14 protein-coding genes and 4 pseudogenes are annotated in these 24,360 nt (G+C 59.2%); 10 read left to right on the top strand and 8 right to left on the bottom strand.

Translation table 11 applies throughout. The annotated features are described in order from the left end of the window. Positions 1-129 precede the first annotated feature (129 nt). Positions 130-870, top strand: coding sequence for a pyruvate formate lyase 1-activating protein (gene pflA, locus SOPEG_RS10895; RefSeq protein WP_025245357.1), 741 nt, complete (start codon positions 130-132; stop codon positions 868-870). Positions 871-1,057: 187 nt separating this feature from the next. Beyond that, a pseudogene (locus SOPEG_RS10890) lies at positions 1,058-2,813 on the top strand (ABC transporter ATP-binding protein/permease). Between the two features lie 265 nt (positions 2,814-3,078). Here the strand turns inward: SOPEG_RS10890 and SOPEG_RS10885 are convergent. From SOPEG_RS10885 to lrp, 6 genes and pseudogenes are all read right to left on the bottom strand, one after another. Beyond that, on the bottom strand, positions 3,079-4,224 hold the full coding sequence (locus SOPEG_RS10885) for an MFS transporter (RefSeq protein WP_025245356.1): 1,146 nt from the start codon (positions 4,222-4,224) through the stop codon (positions 3,079-3,081). 170 nt (positions 4,225-4,394) lie between these two features. Beyond that, positions 4,395-5,687, bottom strand: coding sequence for a serine--tRNA ligase (serS, locus tag SOPEG_RS10880; RefSeq protein ID WP_025245355.1), 1,293 nt, complete (start codon positions 5,685-5,687; stop codon positions 4,395-4,397). 120 nt (positions 5,688-5,807) lie between these two features. Continuing rightward, positions 5,808-7,153, bottom strand: a pseudogene (locus tag SOPEG_RS10875) (replication-associated recombination protein A). Between the two features lie 7 nt (positions 7,154-7,160). Further along, positions 7,161-7,772: an outer membrane lipoprotein periplasmic chaperone LolA gene (gene lolA, locus SOPEG_RS10870; protein WP_025245354.1), complete on the bottom strand. Its 612-nt coding sequence runs from the start codon at positions 7,770-7,772 to the stop codon at positions 7,161-7,163. Positions 7,773-7,924: 152 nt separating this feature from the next. Further along, positions 7,925-10,924 (bottom strand): DNA translocase FtsK 4TM domain-containing protein, encoded by a 3,000-nt coding sequence (locus SOPEG_RS10865; protein ID WP_025245353.1) that lies wholly within the window; start codon positions 10,922-10,924, stop codon positions 7,925-7,927. 124 nt (positions 10,925-11,048) lie between these two features. Then, positions 11,049-11,543 (bottom strand): leucine-responsive transcriptional regulator Lrp, encoded by a 495-nt coding sequence (gene lrp / locus SOPEG_RS10860; protein WP_025245352.1) that lies wholly within the window; start codon positions 11,541-11,543, stop codon positions 11,049-11,051. A 509-nt stretch (positions 11,544-12,052) separates the two neighbouring features. On the opposite strand from lrp, the gene trxB reads away from it, so the two are divergent. The 6 genes and pseudogenes from trxB (at position 12,053) to SOPEG_RS10825 (ending at position 19,367) form a co-directional block, all read left to right on the top strand. Then, positions 12,053-13,021: a thioredoxin-disulfide reductase gene (gene trxB, locus SOPEG_RS10855; protein WP_025245351.1), complete on the top strand. Its 969-nt coding sequence runs from the start codon at positions 12,053-12,055 to the stop codon at positions 13,019-13,021. A gap of 454 nt (positions 13,022-13,475) precedes the next feature. Continuing rightward, a complete protein-coding gene (cydD, locus tag SOPEG_RS10850; RefSeq protein WP_025245350.1) occupies positions 13,476-15,239 on the top strand; it encodes a heme ABC transporter permease/ATP-binding protein CydD in 1,764 nt (587 codons plus the stop codon). 2 nt (positions 15,240-15,241) lie between these two features. Then, positions 15,242-17,041 (top strand): heme ABC transporter ATP-binding protein/permease CydC, encoded by a 1,800-nt coding sequence (cydC, locus tag SOPEG_RS10845; RefSeq protein ID WP_025245349.1) that lies wholly within the window; start codon positions 15,242-15,244, stop codon positions 17,039-17,041. Between the two features lie 7 nt (positions 17,042-17,048). Beyond that, positions 17,049-17,771, top strand: a complete 723-nt coding sequence (gene aat / locus SOPEG_RS10840; protein ID WP_025245348.1) for a leucyl/phenylalanyl-tRNA--protein transferase — start codon at positions 17,049-17,051, stop codon at positions 17,769-17,771. Between the two features lie 92 nt (positions 17,772-17,863). Then, a complete protein-coding gene (gene infA / locus SOPEG_RS10835; protein ID WP_002211347.1) occupies positions 17,864-18,082 on the top strand; it encodes a translation initiation factor IF-1 in 219 nt (72 codons plus the stop codon). Between the two features lie 76 nt (positions 18,083-18,158). Further along, positions 18,159-19,367 (top strand): annotated as a pseudogene (locus SOPEG_RS10825) (IS256 family transposase). 615 nt (positions 19,368-19,982) lie between these two features. Here the strand turns inward: SOPEG_RS10825 and clpA are convergent. Both clpA and clpS read right to left on the bottom strand, forming a co-directional pair. Then, positions 19,983-22,259: an ATP-dependent Clp protease ATP-binding subunit ClpA gene (clpA, locus tag SOPEG_RS10815; protein WP_025245345.1), complete on the bottom strand. Its 2,277-nt coding sequence runs from the start codon at positions 22,257-22,259 to the stop codon at positions 19,983-19,985. Between the two features lie 27 nt (positions 22,260-22,286). Continuing rightward, a complete protein-coding gene (gene clpS, locus SOPEG_RS10810; protein ID WP_025245344.1) occupies positions 22,287-22,607 on the bottom strand; it encodes an ATP-dependent Clp protease adapter ClpS in 321 nt (106 codons plus the stop codon). A 317-nt stretch (positions 22,608-22,924) separates the two neighbouring features. Between clpS and cspD the strand changes: the two genes are divergently transcribed. Together cspD and SOPEG_RS10800 are read left to right on the top strand one after the other, a co-directional pair. Beyond that, positions 22,925-23,146, top strand: coding sequence for a cold shock-like protein CspD (cspD, locus tag SOPEG_RS10805; protein WP_025245343.1), 222 nt, complete (start codon positions 22,925-22,927; stop codon positions 23,144-23,146). Between the two features lie 285 nt (positions 23,147-23,431). Continuing rightward, a pseudogene (locus tag SOPEG_RS10800) lies at positions 23,432-24,242 on the top strand (LysO family transporter). Positions 24,243-24,360: the final 118 nt, after the last annotated feature.

Here is a 24,360-nt window from a genome sequence, read left to right as displayed (position 1 = left end):
AAAGTGGGGCCTTTTTACTCGGCGCGGCGCGCCCAATGGAACAGCGCGTTTTGTCTGACGGCTATACTTACCGTAAGCAGGCTTTCAGCCAAAATTTATTATTCCATTATCAATGGAGAACTCCCTGCCATGTCTGTTACTGGTCGTATCCATTCCTTTGAATCCTGCGGTACCGTCGATGGCCCCGGCATTCGTTTTATCATTTTTTTCCAAGGCTGCCTGATGCACTGTCTGTATTGCCACAATCGCGATACCTGGGATACCCACGGCGGGCGGGAGATCACCGTTGAGGAGATAATGCGCGAGGTGATCACCTATCGCTATTTCATGAACGCGTCCGGCGGCGGCGCTACCGCGTCCGGCGGCGAAGCGATTTTGCAGGCGGAGTTCGTGCACGACTGGTTCCGCGCCTGCCATGCCGAGGGCATCAACACCTGTCTGGATACCAACGGTTTTGTTCGTCGCTACGATCCTGTGATTGACGAACTGCTGGAGGTCACCGATTTGGTGATACTGGATATCAAAGAGATGAATGACGATATCCACCAGAATCTGGTCGGGGTGTCCAATCACCGTCCCCTGGATTTCGCCCGCTATCTGGCCAAGATCAACAAGCGTACCTGGCTGCGTTATGTGGTGGTGCCGGGCTGGTCGGACGACGATAAATCGGTCCATATGCTCGGCGAGTTTACCCAGCATATGAGCAATATCGAGAAAATCGAGCTGCTGCCTTACCACGAACTGGGCAAACATAAATGGATCGCCATGGGCGAGGAGTACAAGCTGGAAGGCGTTAAACCGCCCACTACCGAAACCATGAATCGCGTGTGCGATATTTTGGCGGGCTATGGCCACAAGGTGATGTACTAAGGCGAGCGCGCCGAGCGACAGCCCGCCGTGGGCGGGCCGCGACCTGTCTCCCCCCCGTGACGCGCTCTGGCGTTTCGCCAACCCCGGTGTATTACATGTTTACTTACTAATCCTGCAAATTTATGAACAATACATAATGTATAATGTCATATCGTATTTGTTTGAACAATAAATGTGATTAGAGGTTATGAAAGCAAACTACATTAAAGCAGCCCGCTGGCGGGACATTTGGCGGCTAATTGCGCCGTATTGACGTTCAGAAGAAAAATGGCGAGCCTGGGGCCTGTTGGCCGTATTATCATTCTGTCTTTGGCTATCGTTTATTTAAGCGTGTTATTCAACCAATGGAACCGGGTGTTTTATGACGCGCTGCAAACGAAAAACTTCCCGGTGTTTAAAAGCCAACTGTTCAAATTCACCTGGCTGGCGCTGCTGTATATCCTGCTTTCCATCTATAAGATCTATCTCACCCAAGGGTTGCAGATGCACTGGCGCCGCTGGATGACCCGGCAGTACATGGAAAAATGGTTGTCTCATCACGTTTACTATCATACGGAACAGCAGCAAACGGTGGATAACCCCGATCAGCGTATCGCCGAAGACTTGAACGCCTTGACCAACGGCACCCTTTCGCTGACCCTTGGCCTGCTGTCCAGTGTGGTCACTTTCGTCACCTTTATTTCAATTCTTTGGTCGGTAAGCGGCCCGCTGAGTTTTGTGTTCAGCGGCCATTACGTGACCATTCCGGGCTATATGGTCTGGTTTGCCATTTTGTACGCCGGCGTCGGTTCCCTTATCATTTGGAAAGTGGGCCGCCCTCTGGTGAGTTTGGGCTTTATGCAGGAGAAGTTTGAGGCAAATTTCCGTTTCGGGCTGATCCGCATTCGCGAAAACAACGATGCCATTGCGCTTTATCAAGGTGAACCGCGCGAGGCTAAACAACTGGACGACCGCTTCGCGTCGATCAAGGATAACTGGTGGTCCATCATGCGTGTCGGTCGCCGGCTGAACGTCGCCAGCAACTTTTATGGGCAGTTTGCCATTATCTTTCCCATCCTGGTGGCCGCCCCGCGCTACTTCTCCGGCGCTATCCAGCTCGGTACGCTGATGCAGATTAACTCCGCCTTCGGCCAGATTCAGGGCTCGCTGTCCTGGTTTATCGATGCCTTTACCCAATTGGCTAATTGGAAAGCCTGTATCAACCGTTTGGCGGGTTTTAACGCCACGGTAGACCGCCATAGCAGTCAAAATACGCCTATCGAACGTGCGCGAGACCCGCTTCAGGCGCTATCTTTGCGGGCGTTAACGCTCAACGTTCCCGACGGCCGCGCCCTTTTTGCGCCGGTCACCGCGTCCATTGCTCCCGGCGAGCGGGTGCTGGTGGCCGGGCCGTCCGGCTGTGGTAAATCCACGCTGCTGCGGGCCATAGCCGGCATTTGGCACTATGGCAGCGGCGGCATTTCTCTGCAAGAGGATCGTAAGCTGCTGTTTTTACCGCAGCGCAGTTATATTCCCATCGGCACACTGAAAGGCGCGCTGTGCTACCCCGATACCCGGATTACTTTACCGAAGCGCAAATGCATGAGGTGTTAGTACAGTGTCGCCTCAAACATCTGCTGCCGCGCCTCAATCACGAGGCCAATTGGAGCCACTGGCTTTCGCCCGGTGAACAGCAGCGGCTGGCGTTCGCCCGCGCCCTTCTGATAAAGCCGGAGATTTTGTTTCTAGATAAAGCGACCAGCGCGCTGGATGATGAGAATGAGCAGCTTATGTATCGTCTGCTGATTGACACCTTGCCGCACATTACGCTGGTCAGCGTGGCGCATCGCAATAGCGTCGCGCGTTATCACACCCGCTGCTGGCGCTTCATGCGTCACGATGATGACGAGCAGGCGCAAATGCAACCGAGCGCGCTGCCGCAAACGCTGGCGGAAAACGTTTAGTACCAGGACGCGGTGCCGCCCCCCTCAACCGCGCAACGGTGAGTCAGACCGCACTGGCTGCAAAAGCCGACGGCAGGACCGCCTCCGCGGCGTAAGCCAGCCGGCGCCAGAGCGGACTCGGGGGCGGCAGGCCTGGCCGTTTCTAACGCGAGAAAAGCGCGTCGGCGGCGAATCGGTACGCGGGGCAAAAGCATGCCGGCGCCGGGAGCAGACGCGCTCACGCCGGCTAAGTCATCGGCAGGATGTGCCTCAGCCGGCGTTGATCTCAGGCGGTGGCCACCGGCGTATGGTGGCGATCCGATTTGCGCAGCAGCATCACCAGGTACACCAGCGCCACCGCCGCAATCATGACAAACAGCAGATGATCCGAATAACGCTGCATCAGCATGGCGGTCATCGACGGACCGAACAGGCTGCCGAGGGTATAGCTGAGCAATAGCGCCGGGTTCATGGCGACCAGTTCATCCGGGCTGACCTTTTCGCAGGCCCAGGACATCGCCACCGGATAAAGGGTAAAACCGGAGCAGCCAAGCACAAACAGCGCCGGCGCCATCGCGGCATGACTCAGCATCGCCAGACTGCCGAGGATAACCATAAACACCAGCACCCGCAGCACCATCAGACGACCGTAGCGGTCCGCCAGGCGCCCGACCGGCCATTGGCCAAGGATACCGGCGCTGACCAGCAGCGCCATCCAATAGCCGACGTGGCCATCGCTCAGGCCGAGATGGGACAGATAAAGTGGCATCAGGCCGTACAGCGAGCCGAGCACGATGCCCGAAATGATACAGCCGTTGACGCCCAGCCTGGCGTTACGGCGCAACAGCATCGGCCAGAGCGCGACCCGCGGCGCACTCGCGCTGGGAGGCGCCAGTGGGGCGAACCACAAGGGGAGCATCGCGCTCACCATCAGGCTGACCGCCCACGGCAGTACCGCCGTCAACGCGGTGGCGACGCCGCTTAGCAGCAACTGCCCAACGACGGTGCCCAAATAATAAATCATCATATAGGCCGCCAGCAGCTGGCCGCGGGTATGAACGGTACCGCTGCGCATCAGCGCGCTTTCCACCACCACCCAAATCAGCGCGCAGGCAACGCCGGCCAGGAACCGCAGCAGCAACCAGCTAGGGAACCCATCCGCCAGCACCAACGCCGCGGTGGCCAGCGCGAACAGCAAACAGGCCATATGATAACTGTGGGTGAAGCCGAACCGTTTAATCAGCACCCCAGCGAGCAAGGTACCTGCCAGATTACCGGTAAAATAGGACGAACTGACCAGGCCGACCTGCCAGGTGGGCAGCGAGGCGTGGCTGAGCCAGAGCGGCACCAGCGTGTTCAGCCCGGCAATGGAAATCGTCAATAACAAGAGGCCCGCGAGCAGTAAGAGCACCGGGCGAGAATAGGCGGACATGGTATGGGAAACGCAGCCTCAGAGAAGAGATTGCGCGCATCATGCCACTACGGCATAAAAAGTCAATCGGCCAAAATCTGTCGCCGCATTTTTTGCGCAACAACAGGAAACAGGCCTGATGGTGCGCAAAAAAAACGCGCCTCGGCGGGCGCGTTGCGATCGTCGGACCCTTAACCGATATGGGTCAGCCCGTTCATGTAGGGCCGTAGCACCGCCGGTATTTCAATGCGGCCGTCGGACAGTTGATGGTTTTCCAGAACCGCCACCAGCGTGCGGCCAACCGCCAAGCCAGAGCCGTTCAGCGTATGCACCAGCTGCGGCTTTTTGTCGGTCCGGCTGCGGTAACGCGCCTGCATACGGCGCGCCTGGAAGTCCCCGATGTTGGAGCACGAGGAGATTTCGCGGTAGGTATTCTGCGCCGGCAGCCAGACTTCCAAATCGTAGGTTTTACAGGACGCGAAACCCATATCGCCGGTACACAGCAGCACTTTGCGGTACGGCAGTTGCAGCAATTGCAGCACCTTTTCGGCATGGCCGGTCATCTCTTCCAGCGCTTGCATCGACTGCGCCGGTTTGACCACCTGCACCATTTCCACTTTGTCGAACTGATGCATACGGATAAGCCCGCGGGTATCGCGTCCGTAAGAGCCGGCCTCGGAGCGGAAGCACGGCGTATGGGCGGTCATTTTCAGCGGTAGCGCGTCTTCCTCGATGATCTCGTCGCGCATCAGGTTGGTCAGCGGCACTTCCGCGGTCGGGATCAGCGCATAGGCGCTGGTTTCCGCTTCTTCGCTGAGCGGCTGGGTATGAAACAAATCCTCGGCAAACTTCGGCAGTTGGCCAGTGCCGTACAGCGAGGCGTGATTTACCAGATAGGGCAGATAGTGCTCCAGATAGCCGTGCTGCTCGGTGTGCAGGTCCAACATGAACTGCGCCAGCGCCCGGTGCAGGCGGGCGATTTGGCCGCGCATCACCACAAAGCGCGCGCCGGTCAGCTTCACCGCCGCGGCAAAATCGAGCCCGCCCGCCATTTCACCCAGCTCCACGTGGTCGCGGATGGGGAAATCGTACTGGCGCGGTTCGCCCCAGCGCGACACTTCCCGATTGTCATTTTCATCACGGCCGTCGGGCACCTCGTCGGCGGGGATATTGGGCAGCGACAGCGCGTAATCGCGGATCGCACCCTGCAGGGCGTCCAGTTCCGTCTTCGCGGCGCTCAAACGCTCACCCAGCTGATTGACCTCCTGGCGCAGTGGCTCAATATCTTCCCCGCGCGATTTAGCGGCGCTGATGGCCTTGGAGCGGGCATTGCGTTCAGCCTGCAGATTTTCGGTTTCCACCTGGAGCACTTTACGGCGCTCCTCCTGCTGGCGCAAGGTCGCCACATCCAGTTTGAATTTCCTGCGAGCCAATTTTTCGGCGACTGCGTCGAGCTCGTTACGCAGTAGATTGAGATCGAGCATGCTAGTCCTGTGATTATGATTATCTGATGTACGTTGACGATGTAAGTCTATGGCCGCGCGGCGCCCAGGGCGGGGCCGCGTCATGGATTCAGCACTGCTAACCTTACCGCAACGGTGGGGTTATCGGTAGCGTTTTGTCGGGCTATTTTGATCCAGCGCGCCCAGCCAGGCGAGCTTTTCAGCGATTTTGCCCTCCAGCCCGCGTGAGCTGGGCTGATAGTAACGGGTATGCGCCATTTCGGGCGGAAAATAGTCCTCGCCGACGGCGTAGGTGTTGGGTTCATCGTGAGCGTAGCGGTATTCGGCCCCCAGCCCCATCTCCTTCATCAACCGGGTCGGGGCATTGCGCAGATGCTCCGGCACATCGTAATCCGCCTTTTCGCGCGCATCGCGCATCGCCGCTTTGAAAGCGGTGTAGACCGCATTACTTTTCGGCGCGCAGGCCAGATAAACAATCGCCTGGGCGATGGCCCGCTCCCCCTCCGCGGGCCCCACGCGGGTAAAACAGTCCCAGGCGGCGATGGCGACCTGCATGGCGCGCGGATCGGCGTTGCCCACATCTTCCGAGGCGATAGCCAGCAGACGGCGCGCGACATACAGCGGATCGCCGCCGGCGGTGATTATCCGCGCGTACCAATACAGCGCCGCATCGGGGGCGGATATCCGCGCACCGATTTATGCAGCGCCGATATCAGGTCGTAATAGCGATCTCCTTTGTTATCAAAGCGCGTGTTGCGCTCGCCGGCTATCTCGTTTAACAGCGCGGGCGTGAGCACCCGTTGGCCCTCGGCGTCGGTTTCCGCCATGTCCGCCATCATCTCCAGGCTGTTGAGCGCCCGACGCGCGTCGCCGTTCACCCACGCCGCCAGCAGGCGGCGGGTTTCCGGTTGCAGCACAATATTCTGGCCGCCGTAGCCGCACTGGTTGTCCTGCATGGCCTGATCGAGAACCAGGCCGATGTCGTCGGCCGTCAGGCCTTTCAGCAGATAGACCTTGGCGCGGGAAAGCAGCGCCGAATTCAGCTCAAAGGAGGGGTTTTCGGTGGTAGCGCCGATGAAGGTGATGGTGCCCTCTTCGATATGCGGCAAAAAGGCGTCCTGCTGGCCTTTATTAAAACGATGCACCTCATCGACAAACAGGATGGTGCGTCGCCCGGCATCGCGATTGCACCGCGCCCGTTCGATGGCCTCGCGGATCTCCTTGATACCGGAGGTCACCGCCGACAGGCGCTCCACGTCGGCCTGGCCATAGCGGGCAATAAGTTCCGCCAGGGTCGTTTTGCCGGTCCCCGGCGGTCCCCATAAAATCATCGAATGGAGCTGGCCGTTTTTGATCGCCCGCTGCAGCGGTTTGTCCGCCGCCAGCAGATGGCTCTGACCGATATACTCCTCAAGCGTCGACGGGCGCATGCGCGCCGCCAGCGGTTGGAATGCGTTTTGGGAAAAGTCCAGGGACAGGTTACCCATAGTTACCTCACTGGCGCTGGTCGTCCAGCGTCACGCCTTTTGGCAGCGTAAAGTGGAATTTGGCCTCCTCCACCGGGCCGTTCTTTTGGCTTTTCAGCTCATAAGCACTGCGCTGGCCATCCTGCTCCACGGCGGTGAAACCTTCGATAGTGCCGTTGGCGGTCACTTTAATCGTAAACTGTTTCAGATTACCGTTATCGGACTTCGGCACCAGCGAAAAGCTGTCGCCCTGCTGCTTCACGTTGTACTGACGCCAATCGGCGGCGCTGTTGCGGGTTATCAGCATGAACGGCGTGTTGCCGGTGGCGTTTTTCAGCCAGTTGGCGGTCGCTTGTTCAACGAAAGGATTATAGAACCACAGGGTTTTGCCGTCGGAGACCAGCACGCTTTCATCCGGCGCGGTCATATGCCAATTGAACAGATTCGGCCGTTTCACCCACAGTTCCCCTTCACCCTCCTGGACCGCGCCGCCTTCGGCGCCGGTCACCCGCTGGGTAAAGCTGGCGTGGAAGCTATTAATCTGATTCAGGCGGCTTTGCAACGCGTCGGCATCGTCGGCAAAAGCCGGGGCCGCCAGCACGGCGGTAAACAGACAAGCGGTCATCAACCGTTTTTTCATTATGGGCATTCCTTGAAAGAGTGAACCCGCGCGCTCCCTTTCGAGGCGCGGCGACAGCGTTAACTTTATCGGAAGACGGGCGGGACGCCATAGGAATATCCTCTGAAACGTCCCGGTTTACGCATCTTTGCACGCGCGCTCCGGCGTGAGACCTACTCCTGTGACGGCGGGGACAACACTTCGCGGTTGCCGTTGTGCCCGGGCGAGCTGACAATGCCCTGCAATTCCATTTGCTCAACGATGCGCGCGGCGCGGTTGTAGCCGATGCGGAACTGGCGCTGCACGCCGGAAATCGACGTCCGGCGTTTGTCGATAACGAAAGCCACCGCCTGGTCGAACAGCGGATCCAGCTCTTCGTCGCCGCCCAGGCTGCCGCCCTCGCCCTCATCGCCGGCGCTGGTGATGCTGTCGATATATTGCGGCCGTCCGCGGGCTTTCCAGTCGTTGACCACCGCATGCACCTCTTCATCACGGACAAAGGCGCCATGGACGCGCACCGGCAGCGAGGAGTTGGGGGCCAGGTAGAGCATATCCCCCATACCCAGCAGCGACTCCGCGCCGGTCTGGTCGAGAATGGTGCGGGAATCGATTTTGCTTGAAACGGTAAAGGCAATGCGCGTCGGGATGTTGGCCTTGATAAGACCGGTGATAACGTCCACCGACGGCCGCTGCGTCGCCAGTACCAGATGAATACCGGCGGCACGCGCCTTCTGCGCCAGGCGGGCAATCAGCTCTTCCACTTTCTTGCCGACCGCCATCATCAGATCGGCGAATTCATCCACCATCACCACGATATAGGGCAGCTTCTCCAGCACCGGCGGCGTTTCCGCCATGCCGTCGCCCGGTTTCCAGAAGGGATCCGGCACCGACCTGCCCATGGCGTCCGCCTGTTCAATACGCTCATTGTAGCCCGCCAGATTGCGCACCCCGAGGGCCGACATCAGCTTATAGCGCCGTTCCATTTCGCCCACGCACCAGCGCAGCGCGTTGGCGGCGTCCTTCATATCGGTAACCACTTCGGTCAGCAAATGGGGGATGCCTTCATACACCGACAGCTCCAGCATTTTCGGGTCGATCATGATAAAGTGCACCTCCTTTGGCGTCGCTTTATACAGGATGCTGAGGATCATAGCATTGACCCCCACCGATTTCCCGGAGCCGGTGGTTCCCGCCACCAGCAGATGCGGCATTTTGCCCAGATCGGCAATCACCGGCTGACCGCCAATGTCTTTACCGAGCACCAGCGCCAGCGGCGAGGCGGTGTCGCGGAATTTCTCGCAATCCAGCACTTCGCGCAGATAGACCGTTTGACGCCGTTTGTTGGGCAATTCCAGGCCGACGTAGGGTTTACCGGGGATCACTTCCACCACCCGCACCGCCATCGCCGACAGCGACCGCGCCAGATCGCGCGACAGATTGGAGATGCGCGCCGCTTTCACCCCGGGGGCCAGATCCAGCTCGAAACGGGTAATGACCGGCCCCGGCGAAATGCCCACGACTTCCGCCTTGACGCGATAATCGGCCAGCCGGGCTTCCACCAGACGCGCCGTCTGCTCAAGTGCGAACATGTCCACCGGCTCTTCCTCGCGCGGCGGCGGCGTTAGAAGATCCATGGTCGGCAGCGGCGTGGACGGTTTTTGCCGCGGCTGCTCCTGACGCATCAGGAACGGATGAATCAGGCTGTCCATGGCCGGCGTCTGCGGCGCGGGCTGGCCGAAGGGGTTGTCCTGCGGCGGCGCATCATCGTCGTGCCAGGGAGCATCGTCGTCCGGCCAGCTATCGTCATCGCTCGGATAAGCGGCGGATTGCCCGCGTTCATCGTGGCGGGACGGCGTAAACCGCGTGTCCGGCGCCGCGAAACCCGCCTCATGGCGGCGATCCATACCGGCCGCCGGCGCAACAGCCGCTTCACGGCCGCGATCATCATCGCCCGCCGACGCAAACCCTGACTCAGGGCCGCGGTCATTGCCGGGCGCCGTCGATAGCGGCGAGGCGCCGTCGTCAAGATCACTGTCGTGCCTCGCCGGAGCGGCGCCGGGATAGCACTGCCTCTGCTGTTGGGCAAAATCTTCCGCCAGACGTTGCTGCTCATCCCAGGCCGCTGCTTCGTCCGGGGAGGCGAACGCCGGTCTCGGCGGGATGCGCACCGGTTTCGGGCGCGGCAGTTCCGGCCCGATGCCCTGTTTTACCTGCGGATTGTAGTCGTTGCCGCTGGCGGAAAAAGCCGGCATGAAGGTCAGCGGCGCGCCGCTTTGCCCCGCAGCGGCGGCGCTGGCCGCCAGCGCACCGCTGTTTTGCTGCTCTACGGTGAAATCATAAGGGGTGTGGGGTGCATCCAGATCCCGTTGCCAGTCGCCCAGACGCGGCCCGTCGTCCTCCGCGGCCGATGGCCGCAGCAGCGGATCCGGGTTTGCTTCCTGCGCCGCGTACGGACGCAACAGCGGGTCGCCGCCGCCGCCGAGGTGGCGCGCATCGTCCTCATCATCGTGCGCGGCGCGGGAGCGGCGGCCACCGTCATCCTCTTCATCATCGCGCCGGCTGCGGTTGGAGACAAAAGTCAGACAGCCCAGCACCACCGCGCCGATTTTTTCGGCGATGGTAAGCCACGACCAGCCGGTGAACAGGGTAAGCCCCGACGCCCAGACGCACAGCAGCGCGAGAGTGGCGCCGATACCGTTGAACCACAGCAGAATCGCGTTGCTCAGCAGGCTACCGATAACGCCGCCGGAGGCGAAATAGTAGAGATCGTCGACGTTAAGCGCGGCCAGGCCGCAGGAGGTGAGCAGCAGCGCCAGGCTGCCGATAAGCCGCAGCGACAGGCCGAATAAATCCACATAGTCACGTCTGTCGCGCTGGGTGAAAGCGCTCCAGCAGAAAAACAGCATGATAGGCGGCAGCGCATAGGCCAGCACGCCGAAGGTGAAAAACAGGGTATCGGCAAACCACGACCCTACCCCGCCGCCCAGATTGTGTATCGGGCCATGCCAGGCGATCTGCGACCAGCTCGGATCGGAGGCGCTGAAGCTGACCAACGCCACCATCAAATAAAACGCAAAAATACCCACAACAACCAGCACAGCCTCCAGTAGCCGGCGGCCGCTGCTGAGTTTTTTGAGGGCGATGTCTTTATCTTCTGTATATTCCTGGCTCAAGAAAGGCTCTCCAGGTTCCTGTTAACCGATATAATAACAGCGCCGAGATGCTGTCCGGCGCTGGGACTATATGAATTCACAGGAGTGTAACCAAAACAAACCGTATTTGCACCTGGAATGCTCCTTAACGCGTCTTTATGACCAGACGATTACTCTGTTTCACTTCTTCCATGACCACATAGGTCCGGGTGTCGTTCACGCCGGGCAGGCGCAGTAGCGTCTCGCCAAGCAGTTTACGATAGGCGGACATATCCGGCACACGCGTTTTCAACAAATAGTCGAAATCGCCTGAAACCAGATGGCACTCCTGAATTTCTTCCAGCTTCTGCACCGCGGCGTTGAATTGCTCGAACACATCCGGCGCGCCGCGGTTGAGCGTAATCTCAACGAACACCAGTAACGACGCATCCAGATAGTGCGGGTTCAACAGCGCGGTATAGCCCTGGATGAAACCCTGGCGCTCCAGGCGCCGCACGCGTTCCAGACAGGGGGTGGGCGATAACCCGACCCGCTTCGATAACTCGACATTGGAAATCCGTCCGTCTTTTTGCAGCTCGTTCAGGATATTGCGGTCGATACGATCGAGATCTTTCCCCGGGCGCTTTTTATTGTCTACCATCATTAGTGTCTCTCTCAATTCCTTCCCTGTACTTGCCATACCCTTACTAACTTCATTGTATCAGGGGTTGTCTAAAGACCTATTATCGGTTTTTTTTATGGTCAACCTTTTCTGGAACCATTTAGAACCTATCTGTCAACATACTAAACGGCATCAGGTAGCGCGTGACGCGCTGTAACGGCTTAACGTGCGCGGCAGCGCAAACCCACCGTGCTGCCCAGCACGGGCGGCCAGTCTCGGCCCGTTTATTTGCCCGCCTAGATGTTTTCGCAAAAGCGCAGCCGATTGTCAAAGTAAAACGTTAAAAATCAGAACAACATACTGATTGTTAGCGACAACCTTCGCCACGGGGCGGGTTTAGCGGGGTTTTTTCCCCGATTATGCCCTGCCGGCGGCATTGATAGCCGCGATTAATTGGAAAAATCGTTAACTACTTTTTGCATCCTTTTTTAACTCTGGTAATTTTCTTACAATGCCCTGGTTATTGAGGCGATGACAACGAGGAAAACATGTCTACGGTGAAACACAGTAAATTACTCATATTGGGTTCAGGGCCGGCGGGCTATACCGCCGCGGTCTATACCGCACGCGCCAATCTGAATCCGGTTTTAATCACCGGTATGGAGCAAGGCGGGCAGCTGACCACCACCACCGAGGTGGAAAACTGGCCGGGCGACCCCGAAGGGTTGACCGGGCCGCTGCTGATGGAGCGCATGTACGCCCACGCCACAAAATTCAACACGGAAATCATTTTCGACCACATTACCCAGGTGGATCTGCACAACCGTCCGTTCCGCCTGGTCGGCGACAGCGGCGAATACACCTGCGATGCGCTTATTATCGCCACCGGCGCCTCCGCGCGTTATCTGGGCCTGCCGTCCGAGGAAGCGTATAAAGGAAAAGGGGTGTCCGCCTGCGCCACCTGCGATGGCTTCTTTTACCGCAACCAGAAAGTGGCGGTGGTCGGCGGCGGCAATACCGCCGTGGAGGAAGCCCTGTATCTGGCCAATATCGCCGAAGAGGTGCATTTAATCCACCGCCGCGATACCTTCCGTTCGGAAAAGATCCTCATCGACCGGCTGATGGATAAAGTCAATAACGGCAATATCGTCCTGCATACCAACCGGACGCTGGAAGAGGTGTTGGGTGACGAAATGGGCGTCACCGGCGTGCGGCTGAAAGAAGTGGCCGGCACTGCTCATGAAGATTTGGCGGTCGCCGGGGTCTTTATCGCTATCGGCCACAGCCCCAATACCGCCATTTTCGGCTCGCAGCTGGCGTTGCAAAACGGTTATTTGCGCGTGCAGTCCGGGATTAACGGCAACGCGACCGCCACCTCGATTCCGGGCGTATTCGCGGCCGGCGACGTCATGGACCATAACTACCGCCAGGCGATTACCTCCGCCGGGACCGGCTGTATGGCGGCGCTGGACGCCGAACGTTATCTCGACGGACTGGCGCAGGCCGGCTCACTCTAACGCCGCAACGTCTGAGTGCGGCATGGCGAGTGGCGCATGCGATGGCCGCCTCGCTAGCAGGGCGGCCTCGGCCGCCTTTTCTTTATCTCTGCCTGGGCGGAACAACACGCCTACGCTCGGCCCCGACCGCCCTCGTCCGTGCTCTCTCCTGTGCGTTGCATGCGCCAAGGCGCAATAAACGGGTCCGGGCGCTCATCTTCACGGCCGCTTGGCGCGCGCCGGCGGAACGCTAGGTGGCGCGTTAAGATTATCCGAACGGTCAATGCCCCATCCGTCGACCGCGGCGCAGCTTGAAGGCCCCATCCGCGGTAATTGCTCGGCAATGATTTTCACCTCGCGCGCAACAGGGTAAGATATCGGCGCACCGGCAAGCTTAAGGTCATTCCGGTCTCGCTTCCCGGCATGGGATTTCCAATGTTAACCGCTTGCCGCTCCGGCTGGAAACTGACGTTCAATGAATAAGAATCGACAACACATCCTGGTACGCTGGCTCAGATCGCAAAGTCAGCGGGTGAACCGCTGGCTGCGCCTTTCCATGCTGCTCGGCCTGCTAAGCACCTTGATTATCGTTGCCCAGGCCTGGGCGCTGGCCGCCCTGCTACAGGCATTGATCATGGAAAATATCCCGCGCGCCAGCCTGACCGGCCACTTTGTGGTTCTGGCGGCGTTATTCGCGCTGCGCGCGGCGGTCAACTACGTTCGTGAGCGGGTAGGCTTTATCGCCGGCAGCGTGCTACGCCGCCAAATCCGCGCTCAGGTGCTGGACCGCCTCGAGCGGCTGGGGCCGGCCTGGATTCGCGGTAAACCCGCCGGTAGCTGGAGCAGCATGCTGCTGGAACAAATCGAGGATATGCACGACTACTACGCCCGCTATTTACCGCAAATGACGCTATCGGTACTGGTACCGTTAATGATCCTCATCGTGGTATTTCCCCTCAATTGGGCCGCCGGGCTGATTTTGTTTTTGACCGCGCCGCTGATTCCACTGTTCATAGCGTTGGTGGGCATGGGCGCCGCTGACGCCAACCGGCGCAACTTTCTGGCGCTGGCGCGCCTGTCGGGGTATTTCCTCGACCGGCTACGCGGGCTGGAAACCCTGCGGCTGTTTTTTCGCGCCGAGGCGGAAGCGGAGGATATCCGCCGCGCCACCGAGGCCTTCCGTCAGCGCACCATGGAAGTCTTGCGGCTGGCGTTCCTGTCGTCTGGCATATTGGAATTCTTCGCCTCGATTTCCATCGCCGTCGCGGCGGTTTATTTCGGCTTCTCCTACCTGGGCGAGCTGCATTTCGGCAGTTACGGCACCGGCGTTACGCTGTTCGCCGGCTTTTTGGTGTTGATCCTGGCGCCGGAATTTTTCCAACCGTTGCGCGATCTGGGCACCTTTTATCACGCTAAAGCCCAGGCGGTGGGCGCCGCGGAATCGCTGGTTTCCTTTTTGGAACACGACGACGCAAGCCAGGGCGCCGGCCAGGAAACGCCTGCCGCGGGGCCGGTCAGTTTACTCGCCCGCGATCTGTGGGTGCTGGCGCCGGACGGGAGCGAGCTCGCCGGGCCGCTGAATTTTTCCCTCGTGGCGGGCCAGCGTGTGGCTATCGTTGGCGCCAGCGGCGCGGGCAAGAGCTCCCTGCTCGGCGTGCTGCTGGGGTTCTTGCCCTACCGCGGCTCGCTGCAGGTCAACGGCCTAGAGCTGCGTGCACTATCGCCGCGCCTGTGGCGTGAACGGTTAAGCTGGGTCAGTCAGAGTCCGGCGCTGCCGGCGGCGACCCTGCGCGACAATGTTCTGCTCGGCGCCCCGGCGGCGACGGCCTCGCAGCTGGCGCAGGCGCTGGAGGAGGCCTATGTGGCGGAGTTCCTTGCGGGGCTGCCGGACGGCCTGGACAGCGCCGTCGGTGAAGACGCCGGTCTTCTGTCCGTGGGCCAGGCGCAGCGTGTCGCCCTGGCGCGCGCGTTAATCCGCGCCCCGGGGCTGCTGTTGCTGGATGAACCCACCGCCAGCCTCGACGTCCACAGCGAACGGCTGGTTATGCGCACGCTGGACAGCGCCACGCGTCGCCAAACCACGCTGCTGGTCACGCATCAGCTACAGGCCATCGCGGATTACGACGCCGTGTGGGTGATGGCCGGCGGTATCATCGCACAACAGGGCCGCTATGCCGACCTGACCGCCTGCGACGGGCCGCTGGCCGATTTGATTGCTTCCCGAGCACAGGAGTTGTAACCATGCGCGCCTTACTGCCCTATTTGACCCTCTATCGCCGCCATGGCGGCCAACTTGCCCTTGGCGTTGCGCTCGCTATCGTCACGTTGCTGGCCAGCATTGGTCTGCTGACCCTCTCCGGCTGGTTCCTCGCCGGCGCGGCGACGGCGGGCGCCGCCGGCCTCTACAGCTTCAACTACATGCTGCCCGCCGCCGGCGTGCGGGGCGCGGCGATTACCCGCACCGCCGGCCGCTGGGCGGAGAGGGTGGTCAGCCACGACGCCACCTTCCGCGTGCTACAGCATCTACGGCTTTATACCTTCAGCCGTATTCTTCCCCTTTCTCCCGGTGCGATTGCCCGCTTCCGTCAGGCGGAACTGCTTAATCGGCTGGTGGCGGATGTGGATACGCTCGATCATCTTTATCTGCGGGTGATCTCTCCGCTGGCGGGGGCGCTGGTGGTAACGCTTGCGGTGACGGCCGGCCTATGTCTGCTGGACCCGCGATCGGGACTGGCGCTCGGCACGGTAATGCTGGTGATTCTGGCGCTGTTCCCGCCGCTGTTTTACCGCGCCGGCAAGCCGGTGGGCGAAGCGCTGACCGCGTTACGCGCCGAATACCGCCTGCGGCTGAATGCCTGGCTTTCCGGCAACGCCGAACTCATGCTCTACGGCGCCGCCGAGCGCTACCGCAAACAATTGGATGCCACCGAGCAACGCTGGCAAGGGCATCAGCGCCGCCAGAGCGGCCTGGGCGCCGGCGCGCAAAGTTTGCTGCTACTGCTGACCGGTTTGACGTTAACGTTGGTGCTATGGCTCGCTGCCGGCGGCGTGGGCGGCGATGGATCGTCCGATCCTCTCATTGCGCTGTTCGCCTTCGCCACGCTCGCGGCCTTTGAAGCGCTGGGTCCGGTGGCCGGCGCGTTTCAACATCTGGGGCAGGTGATGGCCTCCGCCGCGCGCCTTAACGTGGTTATCAATCAGTCGCCAGAAGTGGTTTTCCCCACCGCCGGCCCTGCGCCGGCCGCGAGCGTCGCCCTCAGCGCCAGCCGGGTGCGGTTTCGCTATCCAGGGCAGGCGGCGCCCACCATCGATGAGCTGTCGCTGACGGTTGCCGCCGGCGAGCATATCGCCCTCCTCGGCCATACCGGTAGCGGGAAATCCACTTTGCTGCAATTATTGACCCGCGCCTGGGATCCCGAGGAGGGCGATATCGCGCTCAACGGCGTGCCGCTGCGGGAGTGGAGCGAAAGCGCGCTACGCGAGATGACCGCCGTGGTGCCGCAGCGCGTGCATATTTTCAGCGCGACATTGCGCGATAATCTTCGCCTGGCGGCGCAGGACGTCGACGATGAACAACTGTGCGCGGTCCTGCGGCAGGTCGGCCTGGAGAAGCTACTGGTGGGCGAGGGATTTAACGCTTGGCTTGGCGAGGGCGGCCGCGCGCTCTCCGGCGGCGAACAACGCCGCATGGGCATCGCCCGCGCGCTGCTGCACGCCGCGCCGCTATGGCTGCTTGACGAGCCTACCGAGGGGCTGGATGCCGTCACCGAGCAGCAGATACTGCAATTGTTGACCACACTCGGCCAGGGGCGGACGGTTATCATCGTCACCCATCGGCTGCGGGGATTGGAACGCTTAGACCGTATTTGTATTATGGATCGCGGTAACCTGATTGAACAAGGTAGCCATCAGGCGCTGATGGCGCAGCGCGGACTCTATTATCACTATCACCGGCCGCTAGAGAGAGAGACTCGACGGAGGATAGCCGACGCCCGTCGGTCTCGCCCCGCCGATTGTGTTCAGACGGATTGGAGTAATTAACGGCAGCATGCGACTTTACCGTCTTTCACCCGATTCTGTGCATTTTCCACCGCCGCAGACGGCGCTTAGCGAGCCCAACGGTCTGCTGGCCTTCGGCGGCGATTTGTCGCCACAGCGGCTGCTGGCGGCCTATCGGCAGGGGATTTTCCCTTGGTATTCCCCTGGCGACGCCATTTTGTGGTGGTCGCCGGATCTGCGCGCGGTGCTGTTTCCCCATGCGTTCCATCAAAGCCGCAGTTTTAGCCGCTTTGTTCGCCGCTGCCGCTGGTGCGTCACGTTGAATCAGGCGTTCGCCGAGGTGGTCTCCGCCTGCGCAGAACGCGGCGCGGAGGGAAGCTGGATCGGTAGCGAAGTCGAAATCGCCTATAATCATCTGCATCAGCTCGGCCACGCCCACTCGATCGAGGTGTGGGACGATGAGACGCTGGCCGGCGGCCTGTATGGTGTAGCGCAGGGGGCGCTGTTTTTCGGCGAGTCGATGTTTAGCCGACGGCCGAACGCATCAAAATTGGCGCTGGGGTGTTTTTGCCGTTATTTTATGCATCAGGGCGGAAAAATGGTAGACTGCCAAGTATTGAACTCGCATACCGCATCGTTCGGGGCGCATAATATTGCGCGCGGCGATTTTCTGGCTATGCTTACGCAATTACTACCTTTATCGCTGGCGGCCGGCTGCTGGCAACCGCAAACCCTCTTTACCGTCCTTCCTGATTCTGAAAGCCGCAGATGATGCGGCTTTCTTCATCATTTCTTTACATAATGAGGGTTTTTCGGCATTATCTTGCCGGTTAAAAACTATGGTATTCACACCTAGAGGATTCGATGGCCAAAGAAGACAATATTGAAATGCAAGGCACCGTACTGGACACGCTGCCTAACACCATGTTCCGCGTGGAATTGGAAAACGGACATGTGGTGACCGCACATATCTCCGGTAAAATGCGCAAGAACTACATCCGTATCCTGACGGGCGACAAGGTCACCGTTGAGCTGACCCCGTACGATCTGAGCAAAGGCCGCATTGTCTTCCGCAGCCGCTAAGATTGAGCCTGTTTAGAAATTTGTGTATTTGCCTGATTTTGATATGTTCAATCCAACATCAAAAACAGGTTAATTTATGGACGAAAAACAGTTGCAGGCTCTGGCTAACGAACTGGCCAAAAATCTCAAAACCCCTGAAGATCTCAGTCACTTCGATCGGCTGCTGAAAAAATTAGCGTCGAAGCAGCTCTCAATGCCGAAATGACCCATCACCTCGGCTACGATAAAAATCAGCCTAAACCGGGGACCAACGCCCGCAACGGCTATTCCACAAAAACCGTTACCACTGGCGATGGCCCGCTGGCGCTGCGTACTCCGCGCGATCGTGACGGTTCCTTTGAACCGCAACTGGTGAAGAAGAACCAGACCCGGATTACCGGGATGGATAACCAGATTTTATCGTTGTATGCCAAAGGGATGACCACCCGCGAGATCGCCGCCGCGTTCAAAGAGCTGTATGACGCCGATGTCTCGCCGGCGCTGGTCTCAAAGGTCACCGATGCGGTCATGGAGCAGGTTGTCGAATGGCAAAACCGGCCTCTGGATGCAGTCTATCCCATTGTTTATCTTGACTGTATCGTTCTAAAAGTCCGGCAGGACAGCCGCATCATCAACAAATCTGTGTTCCTGGTGCTGGGCATCAACATCGAAGGCCAGAAAGAGTTGCTAGGTATGTGGCTGGCCGAAAATGAAGGCGCAAAGTTCTGGCTGAACGTGCTGACAGAGCTGAAAAACCGCGGCCTGAACGATATCCTTATCGCCTGCGTAGACGAGCTGAAAGGTTTCCCTGACGCTATTAACGCGGTGTATCCGGAGGCGCGGCTCCAGCTGTGTATCGTGCATATGGTGCGCAACAGCCTGCGGTTCGTCTCCTGGAAGGACTACAAGGCCGTCACCCGCGACCTGAAAGCTTATCTATCAGGCCCCTACGGAAGAAGCCGGCGTGCAGGCGCTGGAAGCGTTCTCCAATGCCTGGGGCATCCGCTACCCGCAAATAAGTCGAAGCTGGCAGGCAAACTGGGCCAATCTGGCCACGTTCTTTGCCTACCCAACGGACATCCGTAAGGTGATCTACACGACCAACGCCATCGAGTCGTTAAACAGCGTGATCCGGCATGCCATCAAAAAGCGCAAGGTGTTCCCGACCGACGACGCAGTGAAAAAGGTGGTGTGGCTGGCGATACAGGCGGCCTCACAGAAATGGACAATGCCTTTGAGGGACTGGCGCATGGCAATGAGCCGCTTTATTATCGAGTTCGGTGACCGCCTGGACGGTCACTTCTGAGAAAAGGCATTTACACAGAATCGTGTACAGGGTCCTAAGATTATCTGAGCGCGTTGCCCGGCCGGTTCCGGTGACGATTATCCTCGGCATGATGCGCGATAATTCCCCCTGCCGCGACGCCGGTGAGTATTTCTACCCGCCATAACGGCTGAAGAAGGCGATGACCCCAGCACCGGCTATCCGGCTGCGCTATCCGGGCTATCGCCCCTCTCCGGCTTGAGGGCGTTGTGCCGCCCCGCTTTCCCCCTGACGCACGGCTTACCCGCCCGTCCTTCGCCGCCGAGCCGGTATTCCGCTTGAGCTGCTGTTTCGTTCGCCCCCGGAATCTTTCTGCATCCCCTTATGCATCGCGCCCTATACCGCCACCGCATTGTCACAGCCAACGCGCAGCAGATTGCGCGCTGGCGCTGGCGGCGCAACAATGCAGCAAACCTCGGTGCGGCAATGATGAAACCGGCGATGCCGTCCGGGGTATCGACGCTGCGGCAACGCGATACCAGCGGCGCAGCAAGGCGAAAGCCGCCGACAGGACATCGCCAAGGCCCCGGCGCTGGCATAAAAAAAGGCGATACCCTGAGGTATCGCCCTGCGTTGCTCCGGCTCAACCGTCGGGAGTTAGTGCACCGCCCCTTCGGCCTTACGTTTTTGCGCGCTGAAGAACTGGTATTTGAGCGTTTGACTCTCTTTGTCCAGTTCCACCCGCACTGAACCGCCATCCACCAGCGAACCGAACAACAGCTCGTTGGCCAACGGTTTTTTCAGATTCTCCTGCATGACGCGTGCCATCGGACGGGCGCCCATGGCTTTGTCGTAGCCTTTGTCGCTGAGCCAGTTGCGCGCGTCGTCGCTGACTTCCAGCGAAACGCCCTTGGCATCCAGCTGCGCCTGGAGCTCGACGATAAATTTGTCGACCACCTGCTGGATAACCTCGGTAGAGAGATGGTTAAACCAAATCACATTATCAAGACGGTTGCGGAATTCCGGCGTAAACACCTTCTTTATCTCCGACATGGCGTCCGTGCTGTTATCCTGCTGAATCAGCCCTATCGACTGGCGCTGGGTTTCCTGCACGCCGGCGTTGGTGGTCATCACCAGTATCACATTACGGAAATCCGCCTTGCGGCCGTTATTGTCGGTCAGCGTACCGTTGTCCATCACCTGCAACAGCAGATTGAAAACGTCCGGATGGGCCTTCTCGATTTCATCAAGCAGCAGCACGGAATGGGGATGCTTCAATACAGCATCGGTCAACAGGCCGCCCTGATCGTAGCCGACATAGCCGGGAGGCGCGCCAATCAGGCGGCTGACGGTGTGTCGCTCCATATATTCAGACATGTCGAAGCGCAGCAGCTCAATATCCAGCGCTTTGGCTAACTGCACCGTCACCTCGGTTTTACCGACGCCCGTGGAACCGGCAAACAGGAAAGATCCCACCGGTTTATGCTCCTGCCCCAGCCCGGCGCGGCTCATTTTGATCGCCTCGGTCAGCACCTCGATGGCTTTGTCCTGACCAAAAACCAGCATCTTCAGCCGGTCACCCAGATTTTTCAGCACGTCGCGGTCGCTCGCTGAAACCGTTTTCTCCGGAATACGGGCGATACGCGCCACTACCGACTCGATATCCGCCACGTTGACGGTCTTTTTACGCTTGCTGACAGGCATCAGTCGACTACGCGCGCCCGCCTCATCAATGACATCGATAGCTTTGTCCGGCAGATGGCGGTCGTTAATGTATTTCACCGCCAGCTCCACCGCTGCCCTCACCGCCTTGGCAGTATAGCGCACGTCGTGGTGGGCTTCATATTTGGTTTTCAGCCCGGTCAGGATCTGCACCGTTTCCTCCACCGTCGGTTCCGTAATGTCTATTTTCTGGAAACGACGCGCCAGGGCGCGATCTTTTTCAAAAATATTGCTGAATTTCTGGTAGGTGGTGGAGCCCATCACGCGGATTTTGCCGCTGGAGAGCAACGGTTTAATCAGGTTGGCGGCATCCACTTGCCCCCCCGAAGCCGCGCCGGCGCCGATGATAGTGTGGATTTCATCGATAAACAGAATGCTGTTCTGGTCCTGCTCAAGCTGTTTGAGCAGCGCCTTGAACCGTTTCTCGAAATCGCCGCGGTACTTGGTGCCGGCCAGCAGCGAACCGATATCCAGGGAGTAAATGGTGCAATCGGCGATCACCTCGGGCACTTCGCCGCGCACGATCCGCCAGGCCAGCCCTTCCGCGATGGCGGTTTTACCCACCCCGGATTCGCCTACCAGCAGCGGGTTGTTTTTCCGACGGCGGCACAGGACCTGAATGGCGCGTTCCAGCTCACGATCGCGGCCAATCAGCGGGTCGATGCCGCCGACGCGCGCCAGTTGATTAAGGTTGGTGGTGAAGTTTTCCATACGCTCCTCCCCGCCTGACTGCTCTTCGTTGACCGGCGTTTCAGGCCCGGGTGCCTGCGTCTCATCTTTTTTACGCGTACCGTGGGAGATAAAATTCACCACATCCAACCGGCTGACGTCATGCTTGCGCAGCAAATAGGCCGCCTGGGATTCCTGCTCGCTGAAAATCGCCACCAGCACGTTGGTGCCGGACACTTCGCTACGCCCGGACGACTGGACGTGGAAGACCGCGCGCTGCAGTACGCGCTGAAAACTGAGTGTGGGCTGCGTTTCGCGCTCTTCATCACTTGCGGGTAAGGTCGGTGTGGTTTGTTCGATAAAGGCTTCCAATTCCTGGCGCAGGGCCACCAGATCGACCGTGCACGCCTCCAGCGCTTCACGCGCCGCAGGGTTGCTGAGCAGGGCAAGCAGCAAATGTTCCACGGTCATAAATTCATGCCGGTGCTCACGCGCTCTGGCGAAAGCCATGTTTAAACTGAGTTCCAGTTCTTGATTGAGCATTGGCACCTCCCCAAATAGATTGCCCTTTCAGGCTTTTTCCAGCGTACAAAGCAACGGATGCTCGTTTTCCCGGGCGTAGCGGTTGACGTGAACCGCCTTGGTTTCCGCGACCTCAGCGGTATAGATACCGCAAACGGCCTTTCCCTGATAATGCACCCTAAGCATCAGTTGCGTTGCACGTTCAACATCATAAGAAAAGAACTTTTGCAATACGTCAATAACAAATTCCATTGGAGTATAGTCGTCATTGATAAGTATGACTTTATACATAGACGGGGGTTGTACCGCATCTTTCACCTGTTCTTCAGCTAGATGGCGCTCATCCAGCCTGTCGCTTGTCTTACCCATCGTGTTGTTCCAACGCTAAATCATCACCGCTGCGCTAGAGCAGCCCCTTTCTTTCATCTTACCATTGGATAATCAAAATAGCCGCCGGCGGCGTCAGAATTTTGTTTGGGTGTGCCGGCAACCGTCCGGAAAAAACGGGTTAAAGCGTTAACTGCTTCAAAGTTTGATAATGTCGTCAGCCAACTCTTTAGCCTTCGCTTGATCTCTTATCGCTATCCTCTAGAGTGTAGAGGCATAAGCGGATGCGGGTAATCAGCCGCTTACGACGTCAACTATCCTCATCACATAAAAGCTTCGGTTGCGAGGGATGTAGAAATATGGAGACGGGTAAAGTTAAATGGTTCAATAACGCCAAAGGTTTTGGTTTTATCTGCCCGGAAAACGGCGGCGAGGATATCTTTGCGCACTATTCAACGATCCAGATGGACGGTTACCGGACGCTGAAAGCGGGGCAAGTCGTCAGATTCGAGGTTCATCAGGGGCCCAAAGGGAACCATGCGAGCCTGATTGTGCCTGTTGAAGCCGAGACTGTTGCCTAATAACGCGCCTCACAATTAAAGGTGTCACCGCATGAAATGCCAGCCTAACGCTGGCATTTTATTTGCCGCTTGCGCCTGCATACTATCAAGTTATAACACTTTTCTTTTACGACGCAAGTTTAATTATGCGATAAATCCCCCCGACGCGGCGCCATCGCCGCCCCCTTATGGCCCCCGTGGAGGGTGAGGTGTTTTTTCCACAGCGCTGCCCTTTACAGCGCCGGCGCTTTTCGCTAGCGTGTGGCGGTCCGTCGCCTCGCGGCGTCATAAGGAAGTGGTCTGTTCATGTATGCCAGTCTGTTGCTCATTCTCGTCCCGCTGATTATCGGCTATCTGCTGCCCCGTCCGCTGGCTACAGGCCGTGAACCGAGCCTTAAGCGCCATGGTGTACGTTATCCTGTTTTTGATGGGCACCAGCCTGGCGTTTTTACCCAATCTCGCCAGCAACCTGCTGCGGATCGGCGTGATTATCGCCGTCAGCGCCCTATGTATTCTGGCGATGAATGCGCTGGCGCTGGCAGTGCTGGAAAAACTCCTGCCTTGGCCCGCCGCCACCGCTCTCGCGCCGCCGCCCTCACGCTGGCGCATGGTTCTAGACTCGCTCAAGCTTTGCGTCGTGGTGGTCGCCGGCTTCGCGCTCGGTCTCACGCATTGGTCCGGGTTCAGCCTGGCGACCCAGGCCAGCGAACTGCTGCTGATCCTGTTGCTGTGGCTGGTGGTCGCGCTAAGCGCCCTGGCCGCCATGCTGCTGGGGCTGCCGTTGACCACCGGGCTGGCTCTCGCGGCCGCCTATGGCTGGTATTCGCTATCGGGTATTCTGATGACCGATGCATTCGGGCCGGTTATCGGCAGCGCGGCGTTTTTCAACGACCTGCTGCGTGAACTGCTGGCGATTATACTGATCCCGCTGCTGATACGACGCCGACGCCATACGGCGCTGGGATTGTGCGACGCCACCTCGATGGATTTTACCTTGCCGGTGCTGCAGCGCAGCGGCGGGATGGAAATCGTGCCCGCGGCGATCGTACAGGGCTTTTTGCTCAGTCTGCTGGCGCCGGTCCTCATCGCCCTGTTTTCGGTGCACGCCGGCGGCTAAGCGGCCGCGGGCACCACGCCGCGCGGTCATATTGGCTTACCCCCATGCCGTCGATAAGGTCTACCCTATAACCAGACGGTCGCCCAGCACGGTGCTGCCGTGACATTCTCTACGGAGG

It is taken from the genome of Candidatus Sodalis pierantonius str. SOPE (assembly GCF_000517405.1).
GTDB lineage: Bacteria > Pseudomonadota > Gammaproteobacteria > Enterobacterales > Enterobacteriaceae > Sodalis_C > Sodalis_C pierantonii.
This window is presented reverse-complemented; position numbering and strand designations above follow the sequence as displayed.

What these genes read in the sequence shown, in the direction of transcription:
- pflA (WP_025245357.1), top strand. Translation starts at nt 130, where the DNA reads ATGTCTGTTACTGGTCGTATCCATTCCTTTGAATCCTGCGGTACCGTC.
- SOPEG_RS10885 (WP_025245356.1), bottom strand. Translation starts at nt 4,224, where the DNA reads ATGTCCGCCTATTCTCGCCCGGTGCTCTTACTGCTCGCGGGCCTCTTG.
- serS (WP_025245355.1), bottom strand. Translation starts at nt 5,687, where the DNA reads ATGCTCGATCTCAATCTACTGCGTAACGAGCTCGACGCAGTCGCCGAA.
- lolA (WP_025245354.1), bottom strand. Translation starts at nt 7,772, where the DNA reads ATGAAAAAACGGTTGATGACCGCTTGTCTGTTTACCGCCGTGCTGGCG.
- lrp (WP_025245352.1), bottom strand. Translation starts at nt 11,543, where the DNA reads ATGGTAGACAATAAAAAGCGCCCGGGGAAAGATCTCGATCGTATCGAC.
- trxB (WP_025245351.1), top strand. Translation starts at nt 12,053, where the DNA reads ATGTCTACGGTGAAACACAGTAAATTACTCATATTGGGTTCAGGGCCG.
- cydD (WP_025245350.1), top strand. Translation starts at nt 13,476, where the DNA reads ATGAATAAGAATCGACAACACATCCTGGTACGCTGGCTCAGATCGCAA.
- cydC (WP_025245349.1), top strand. Translation starts at nt 15,242, where the DNA reads ATGCGCGCCTTACTGCCCTATTTGACCCTCTATCGCCGCCATGGCGGC.
- aat (WP_025245348.1), top strand. Translation starts at nt 17,049, where the DNA reads ATGCGACTTTACCGTCTTTCACCCGATTCTGTGCATTTTCCACCGCCG.
- infA (WP_002211347.1), top strand. Translation starts at nt 17,864, where the DNA reads ATGGCCAAAGAAGACAATATTGAAATGCAAGGCACCGTACTGGACACG.
- clpA (WP_025245345.1), bottom strand. Translation starts at nt 22,259, where the DNA reads ATGCTCAATCAAGAACTGGAACTCAGTTTAAACATGGCTTTCGCCAGA.
- clpS (WP_025245344.1), bottom strand. Translation starts at nt 22,607, where the DNA reads ATGGGTAAGACAAGCGACAGGCTGGATGAGCGCCATCTAGCTGAAGAA.
- cspD (WP_025245343.1), top strand. Translation starts at nt 22,925, where the DNA reads ATGGAGACGGGTAAAGTTAAATGGTTCAATAACGCCAAAGGTTTTGGT.